The 6,759-nt window shown below is 64.1% G+C and carries 7 protein-coding genes and 1 pseudogene; 7 read left to right on the forward strand and 1 reads right to left on the reverse strand.

From position 1 onward, the window contains the following. Window positions 1–67 precede the first annotated feature (67 nt). The 7 genes and pseudogenes from ACEWE8_RS25220 to ACEWE8_RS25250 all read left to right on the forward strand — a co-directional run. Window positions 68–865, forward strand: coding sequence for a tetratricopeptide repeat protein (locus ACEWE8_RS25220; RefSeq protein ID WP_046788345.1), 798 nt, complete (start codon window positions 68–70; stop codon window positions 863–865). A gap of 102 nt (window positions 866–967) precedes the next feature. Beyond that, window positions 968–1,420: a MarR family winged helix-turn-helix transcriptional regulator gene (locus ACEWE8_RS25225; protein ID WP_046788346.1), complete on the forward strand. Its 453-nt coding sequence runs from the start codon at window positions 968–970 to the stop codon at window positions 1,418–1,420. Then, on the forward strand, window positions 1,417–3,504 hold the full coding sequence (locus ACEWE8_RS25230) for an FUSC family protein (protein ID WP_046788347.1): 2,088 nt from the start codon (window positions 1,417–1,419) through the stop codon (window positions 3,502–3,504). The genes ACEWE8_RS25225 and ACEWE8_RS25230 overlap by 4 nt, the downstream gene beginning before the upstream one ends. Then, window positions 3,501–3,713 carry a DUF1656 domain-containing protein gene (locus ACEWE8_RS25235; RefSeq protein WP_008096887.1) on the forward strand — a complete coding sequence of 71 codons (213 nt, stop codon included), beginning with the start codon at window positions 3,501–3,503 and terminating at the stop codon, window positions 3,711–3,713. Before ACEWE8_RS25230 ends, ACEWE8_RS25235 begins: the two co-directional genes overlap by 4 nt. Beyond that, the gene (locus ACEWE8_RS25240; RefSeq protein WP_046788348.1) at window positions 3,710–4,585 is read left to right on the forward strand and encodes an HlyD family secretion protein; all 876 of its coding nucleotides are present in this window, start codon (window positions 3,710–3,712) and stop codon (window positions 4,583–4,585) included. Before ACEWE8_RS25235 ends, ACEWE8_RS25240 begins: the two co-directional genes overlap by 4 nt. Further along, window positions 4,582–6,000: an efflux transporter outer membrane subunit gene (locus ACEWE8_RS25245; protein ID WP_367904194.1), complete on the forward strand. Its 1,419-nt coding sequence runs from the start codon at window positions 4,582–4,584 to the stop codon at window positions 5,998–6,000. The genes ACEWE8_RS25240 and ACEWE8_RS25245 overlap by 4 nt, the downstream gene beginning before the upstream one ends. Further along, window positions 5,976–6,083: pseudogene (locus ACEWE8_RS25250) on the forward strand (hypothetical protein); the annotation flags it as partial. The gene ACEWE8_RS25245 and the pseudogene ACEWE8_RS25250, both read left to right, overlap by 25 nt. Before the next feature lie 14 nt (window positions 6,084–6,097). Here the strand turns inward: ACEWE8_RS25250 and ACEWE8_RS25255 are convergent. Next, entirely contained in the window at window positions 6,098–6,553 is a 456-nt protein-coding gene (locus tag ACEWE8_RS25255; protein ID WP_367904195.1) for a transposase, read from the reverse strand. Window positions 6,554–6,759: the final 206 nt, after the last annotated feature.

The following is a 6,759-nucleotide window of genomic DNA, read 5'->3' on the forward strand; positions in this document are numbered from 1 at the left end:
ACGTCGCGCAGAATCACGCCTCATCACAGCCGCAGTAAGGCCTGTGGGTCGTTCAATGAGGATGAACATGTCAGCTGTCAGCAATATCCACTCGCTGCTCGCCCGTCTTCTGCCTGAGCAGGTCATTCCCGCGCCGACCCCCGCTGGCAGGCGGCAGCGGCTGTTCGCCGGGGTGGGGTTGCCCAGCCAGCGGGCGCTGCTGGTCAACCGCCTGGACGAAGCGGCGGACCTGCAAGCGGTGTATGCCGACCTGCGCCATCAAGCGCTGGCCGGCCATGTGGCGGCGCTCAATGACCTGGGCTGGGTCTGGCTCAATGGCAAGTACTGGCGTGCCGACACCGTGCTGGCCGGGCACCTGCTGCGCATGGCGGCCATGCAGGGCAATGCCGCAGCCTGGTTCAACCTGGGGCAGCAGCACTACTTCGGCAAGGGTGTGGAGGTTTCCTACGTCCAGGCCGCAGAGTGCTATCGCCATGCCTTTGACCGGGGCATGCTCGATGCAGCCGCCGCACTCGGCGATTTGTACGAGGAAGAAGTGTGCGATGCGCAACTGGGCTGGCAGGTCGATCTGGCTCAGGCTTACCAGTGGTTTCTTCGTGGGGCCGAACGGGGCGAGGTGCGTTGCCGCTTCGAGGTGGGCTACCGTTTGTTGCATGGCCTGAGTGTGGACGCTGATATCAAGGCCGGGCTGTACTGGCTGGAGCTGGCGGCAGCGACCGGGGTCATGCAGGCGGCCGAGGAGCTGGCAGTGCATTTCAGCCGTTGCGATGCGGCGCGCTATCTGGATTGGCGGGATCGGGCAGTGCAGATGGGCAGTACATTGGCGCTGGCGATGAAGTTGGAGGACCAGGTTCAGCCTCAATGAACAACAATTCATGTATTCCCCCCGTCGCCCCCGGTTGACGACAGGGGGAGGGCCAGGCGTATATTGATAGTTAGCAAACTATGAATATCCTTGGTTCTTTACATGACGCTTGACTCACTGCGCCTGCAAGTCAGCACCGGCATGGTCGTTGCCGCCCGCCATTGGCGGCGCATTTGCCATACGGCCCTGACCAGCTACGGCATTTCCGAGGCCTGCGCCGCACCCTTGCTGATGATCGTGCGCCTGGGCGATGGCGTGCACCAGGTAGCCGTGGCTCAGGCCGCTGGCCTGGAAAGCCCGTCGCTTGTGCGCCTGCTTGACCAGCTGTGCAAGGCTGGCCTGGTATGCCGCAGCGAGGATCCGCTGGACCGCCGTGCCAAGGCCCTGAGCCTGACAGCCGAGGGCCGTGCCTTGGCCGAAGCCATCGAAGCCGAACTGGTGCGCGTACGCCACGAAGTGCTGCAGGGTATCGATGAGGCCGACCTGCATGCCGCCTTGCGCGTGCTCCGCGCCTTCGAGGCAGCAGGCCTTGGAAGCACTGGCGGGGTGGCATGAACGGTTTCTTCAGTTCGGTACCGCCGGCCCGCGACTGGTTCTATGGTGTGCGTACCTTTGCCGCGTCGATGATCGCGCTGTACATCGCACTGCTCATGCAGCTGCCGCGCCCCTACTGGGCGATGGCAACCGTCTACATCGTTTCCAGCCCATTCGTTGGGCCTACCAGCTCCAAGGCCCTGTATCGGGCCCTTGGCACGCTGCTCGGCGCTGGCGGGGCAATCTTCCTGGTGCCGCCGCTGGTGCAGTCGCCGTTGTTGCTGACCGTCGCGATCGCCCTGTGGACTGGCACATTGCTGTACCTCTCGCTGAACCTGCGCACCGCGAACAACTACGTGCTGATGCTGGCCGGCTATACGCTGCCAATGATCGCCCTGGCGGTGGTCGACAACCCGCTGGCAGTGTTCGACGTTGCTTCATCACGTGCCCAGGAAATCTGCCTGGGGATTGTCTGCGCAGCCGTGGTCGGCGCGATTTTCTGGCCACGACGCCTGGCGCCCGTGGTGGTTGGCGCGACCGGAAGCTGGTTCAGTGAAGCGATCCGCTACAGCGATACCTACCTCGCCCGTGATGTTGCTGCGGACAAAGTGGGTGGCATGCGTGGTGCCATGGTTGCCACCTTCAACTCGCTGGAGTTGATGATTGGCCAGCTCGGCCACGAGGGTGCAGGCCCGCATACCTTGAAGAACGCCCGCGAGCTGCGCGGGCGCATGATCCATCTGCTGCCGGTGATCGACGCCCTTGACGACGCCCTGGTGGCGCTCGAAGGCCGCGCCCCGGCGCAGTTCGCCCAGCTGCAACCAGTGCTCGCCGCCGCCCGCGAATGGCTCGAGGGTACAGCACAAAGCGCCTCGGTAGCTCGCTGGACTGCCCTGCACGAACAGATCGACCGCCTGCAGCCCGGCGCCGCCGCGCTCGACCAGCGCGCCGAATTGTTGCTGTCCAATGCGCTTTACCGGCTGACCGAATGGGCCGACCTGTGGCAGGACTGCTGTACCTTGCAGCACGCCTTGCGCACGGATGACCCCAAGCCCTGGCGCGCGGTCTACCGCCACTGGCGCCTGGGCCGCCTGACACCGTTCTTCGACCGTGGCTTGATGCTTTATTCGGTGGTTTCCACCGTGCTGGCAATCATCGTCGCCTGCGGCCTGTGGATCGGCCTGGGCTGGAACGACGGCGCCAGCGCGGTGATCCTCGCCGCCGTGTCGTGCAGCTTCTTCGCCGCCATGGACGACCCGGCACCGCAGATCTACCGGTTCTTCTTCTGGACGTTGATGTCGGTCATCTTCTCCAGCCTGTACCTGTTCCTGGTGCTGCCCAACCTGCACGATTTCCCGATGCTGGTGCTGGCCTTCGCGGTGCCGTTCATCTGCGTCGGCACCCTGACCGTGCAGCCACGCTTCTACCTGGGCACCTTGCTGACCATCGTCAACACCTCGACCTTCATCAGTATCCAGGGCGCCTACGACGCCGATTTCTTCACCTTCCTCAACTCCAACCTGGCAGGCCCTGCAGGGCTTCTGTTCGCATTCATCTGGACCCTGGTGATGCGCCCGTTCGGTGTGGAACTGGCCGCCAAACGCATGACTCGCTTCGCCTGGCGGGACATCGTCGAGATGACTGCCCCGGCGACCCTGGCCGAACGTCGCCAGCTCGGCGTGCAGATGCTCGACCGCCTGATGCAGCACCTGCCGCGGCTGTCGCAGACCGGCCAGGACAGTGGCGCAGCCCTGCGCGACCTGCGCGTGGGCCTGAACCTGCTCGACCTGCTGGCCTACCTGCCGCGTGCAGGCACCCAGGCCCGCGAGCGCCTGCAAACGGTGATCGAGGAAGTGGGCGGCCACTACGCTGCCTGCCTGCGTGCCGGTCAGCGCCTGCATGCCCCTGCGGCGCTGCTGCGCAACATGGAGCGGGCACGCCTGGCGCTGAACCTGGATGAACTGTACGAACGTGGCGATGCCCGCACGCACCTGCTGCATGCCCTGAGCGGCCTGCGCCTGGCATTGCTGCCGGGTGTCGAGGTGATGCTCGAGCCTGCCGAACAACCGCAACTGCCCCCCGGGCTCGACGGAGCGCCCCTGTGATCGGTGAACTGGATATCAGCGGGGTGTTCCTGCCCACGCTGCTGGTGATGATGGTCTGCACCTACCTGCTGTTTCTCGGGGTGCACGCGGTGCTGGTGCGCCTGCACTTCTACCGCCTGGTCTGGCACCGGGCGTTGTTCAACGTTGCTTTGTATGCCGTGCTGCTTGGCGCGGTGGACCATTTTTGCCGAAGCCTGATGCTGCCATGAAAAAACCTTTGCTGACCCTGGGCCGTGTGGTCCTGACCTTGCTGGTAGTGACCTTCGCCGCCGTGCTCGTGTGGCAGATGGTGGTGTACTACATGTTCGCCCCCTGGACCCGCGACGGCCACATCCGCGCCGACGTGATCCAGATCGCCCCGGATGTTTCCGGGTTGATCCAGAAAGTCGAAGTGCGTGACAACCAGACCGTCAAGCGCGGCGACGTGCTGTTCACCATCGACCAGGACCGCTTCACCCTGGCGCTGCGCCAGGCCAAGGCGACCCTTGGCGAACGCCAGGAAACCCTGGCCCAGGCCTCTCGCGAAACGCAGCGCAACCGCAAGCTGGGCAACCTGGTGGCGGCCGAGCAACTGGAAGAAAGCCAGTCCCGCGAGGCCCGTGCCCGTTCGGCGGTGAGCGAGGCCCAAGTGGCGGTCGACACCGCCCAGCTCAACCTGGACCGTTCGGTGGTGCGCAGCCCGGTGGACGGTTACCTCAACGACCGCGCGCCGCGTAACCACGAATTCGTCACGGCCGGCCGCCCCGTGCTTTCGGTCGTCGACAGTGCTTCGTATCACGTCGATGGCTATTTCGAAGAGACCAAATTGGGCGGCATCCACATTGGCGATGCCGTGGACATCCGCGTAATGGGCGACAACACTCGCCTGCGTGGCCATGTGCAGAGCTTTGCCGCCGGTATCGAGGACCGCGATCGCAGCAGCGGCAGCAACCTGCTGCCCAACGTCAACCCGGCGTTCAGCTGGGTGCGCCTGGCCCAGCGGATCCCGGTGCGCATCGCCTTCGATGAAGTGCCGCAAGACTTCCGCATGATCGCCGGGCGTACCGCCACGGTGTCGATCATCGAGGGCCCGCGCCCATGAAACAGCTGATCCTGGCTGGCTTGTGCCTGTCTCTTGGGGCCTGCATGATGGTAGGCCCGGACTATGAAGTGCCCAAGGACGCGGCAGTGCAGCGCAGCGACCTCAATGGGCCGCTGCGCCAGGATGCTGCCAGCGTCGTGTCGGCGCCGGTACCCGAGGACTGGTGGCAGCTGTATCAGGATCAACGCCTCAATGAGCTGGTACGCCAGGCGTTGAGTGCCAACACCGAACTGCGCGTGGCTGCGGCCAACATTGCCAAGGCCCGTGCCCAGGTCGAGGTAGCCCAGTCCCAGGGTGGATTCAACGGTGGCATCAAAGCCGGAGCCCAGCGGTTGCAGGAGTCTGGCGAGGCATTTTTGCTGACCGAGAAGGTGCCAGTGGCCAACATCGGTGATGCGATCATCAGCGCTTCCTACCAGTTTGACCTCTGGGGTACCTTCAAGCGTGGCACCGAAGCGGCCAAAGCCAATGCCGACGCTGTGCAGGCGGCTGCCGATACCGCCCGCATCACGTTGGTGGCCGATGTGGTCAAGGCCTACACCCAGGTGTGTTCGGCCAACGAGGAATACCACATCGCCCGCGAGTCGCTCGATTTGCAGCAGCAGAGCGTACAGCTCAACCAGCGTCTGCGTGATGCTGGCCGGGGTGACGAAACCCAGGTCACTCGCTCGCAGACCCAGTTCAAATCGCTGCGCGCAGAGTTGCCGCGCTTCAAGGCCGAGCGTGAAACCGGCCTGTATACCTTGGCCGCGCTGCTGGCCAAGCCTGTGGAGCAACTGCCTGCCGGCACTGCCGAGTGTGCCGAGCTGCCACACCTGAACCAGCTGTTGCCGGTCGGTGATGGCGCCGCGCTGCTCAAGCGCCGCCCCGACGTGCGCCAGGCCGAACGCCAGTTGGCGGCATCTACAGCGAATATCGGCGTGGCCACGGGCGCCCTGTATCCGGACATCAGCATCGGCGCCCAGGTCGGTACCATCGGTATTCTCGAGAACCTGGGTGAGCCTGCGACCAACCGCTGGGGCTTCGGCCCGCAGATCAGCTGGAACATCCCCACCAACGGCACCCGTGCCCGCATTCGCATGGCTGAGGCTTCGACCCAGGCGGCGCTGGCGCATTTCGACGGCGTGGTGCTCAACGCCATTCGCGAAACCCAGACCCGCCTGGCCCAGTACAGCGCCTTGCTCGACCGGCGTGATGCGCTGGCCGAGGCGGAGAAATCGGCGAAAGAAGCGGCGGACCAGACGCACCGCTATTACCAGGCGGGGCGTGAGTCATTCCTGGCGGACTTGCAGGCGACACGGACCTACACGGACATGCGCGCGCAGCTGGCGGCGGCCAATAGCCAGGTGGCGATGGGGCAGATCGGTGTGTTCCTGGCGTTGGGCGGTGGGTGGAAGGATACCGCCAAGCCTTGAGGCCCCATCGCCGGCAAGCCGGCACCCACAGGAATTGCACTGTACCTGAGGGCAGCGCTTTACCTGTTGGAGCCAGGTGGCGATGTGGCCATGGCAGTCAAACCCAGATCGCGTCCCAATGCGGATAATCCCCCACCCGCTCAACCAGACCTGCGCGTTTGGGGTTCAAGACGATGTACCGCGCCACAGCCTGCACGTCCTCTTCTCGCCGCAACGCCTGGTCATGAAACCCCTTCTGCCAAAGCCTCCCATATCGCCCGAGATGACGGTTGATGGCACAGGTGCTGTGCGACTTCACCCGGCGCATCAACGTTTTCAGGCTCACCGGCCCCAGCTCGATCAACCAGTGGAAATGATCAGGCATTACAACCCAGGCTAAAGACCGCGCCGCACCTTCTGCCTCGGCCTGGCGTAGCTGGCTGACCAACAAGCGGGCCGAGTGAAACCCACCCAGTACAGGGGCCCTGTGCAATGTGGTGCTGGTGAGAAGGTACAACCGATGCCTTTCTGAGAACCGGCCAAGCCTTAGCTGATTTGAATGGGGACGATCCATGTTCCCTGCCTCCTGATGGTTCGCCTATCAGGCTAGTAGCGACGGTTTTATCAGGTTGGGCTCAATTGGTACCTGCTGTTTCCGCGGGGTGGCCAATCGCCGGCAAGCCCACAGGGAACGCGCAGTTCTTGAGGTCTGCACTGTACTTGTGGGAGATTCTATGGTTGTAAACAACGGTCTTTAGGCCGTTCTGCTTACGTATTCCT

The sequence above is a fragment of the Pseudomonas sp. TR47 genome, assembly GCF_044143025.1.
Classification (GTDB): domain Bacteria; phylum Pseudomonadota; class Gammaproteobacteria; order Pseudomonadales; family Pseudomonadaceae; genus Aquipseudomonas; species Aquipseudomonas putida_E.

Bases quoted from the DNA above. Each gene is read 5' to 3' on its own strand.
- ACEWE8_RS25225 (WP_046788346.1), top strand. From the start codon at position 968: ATGACGCTTGACTCACTGCGCCTGCAAGTCAGCACCGGCATGGTCGTT.
- ACEWE8_RS25240 (WP_046788348.1), top strand. From the start codon at position 3,710: ATGAAAAAACCTTTGCTGACCCTGGGCCGTGTGGTCCTGACCTTGCTG.
- ACEWE8_RS25230 (WP_046788347.1), top strand. From the start codon at position 1,417: ATGAACGGTTTCTTCAGTTCGGTACCGCCGGCCCGCGACTGGTTCTAT.
- ACEWE8_RS25220 (WP_046788345.1), top strand. From the start codon at position 68: ATGTCAGCTGTCAGCAATATCCACTCGCTGCTCGCCCGTCTTCTGCCT.
- ACEWE8_RS25245 (WP_367904194.1), top strand. From the start codon at position 4,582: ATGAAACAGCTGATCCTGGCTGGCTTGTGCCTGTCTCTTGGGGCCTGC.
- ACEWE8_RS25255 (WP_367904195.1), bottom strand. From the start codon at position 6,553: ATGGATCGTCCCCATTCAAATCAGCTAAGGCTTGGCCGGTTCTCAGAA.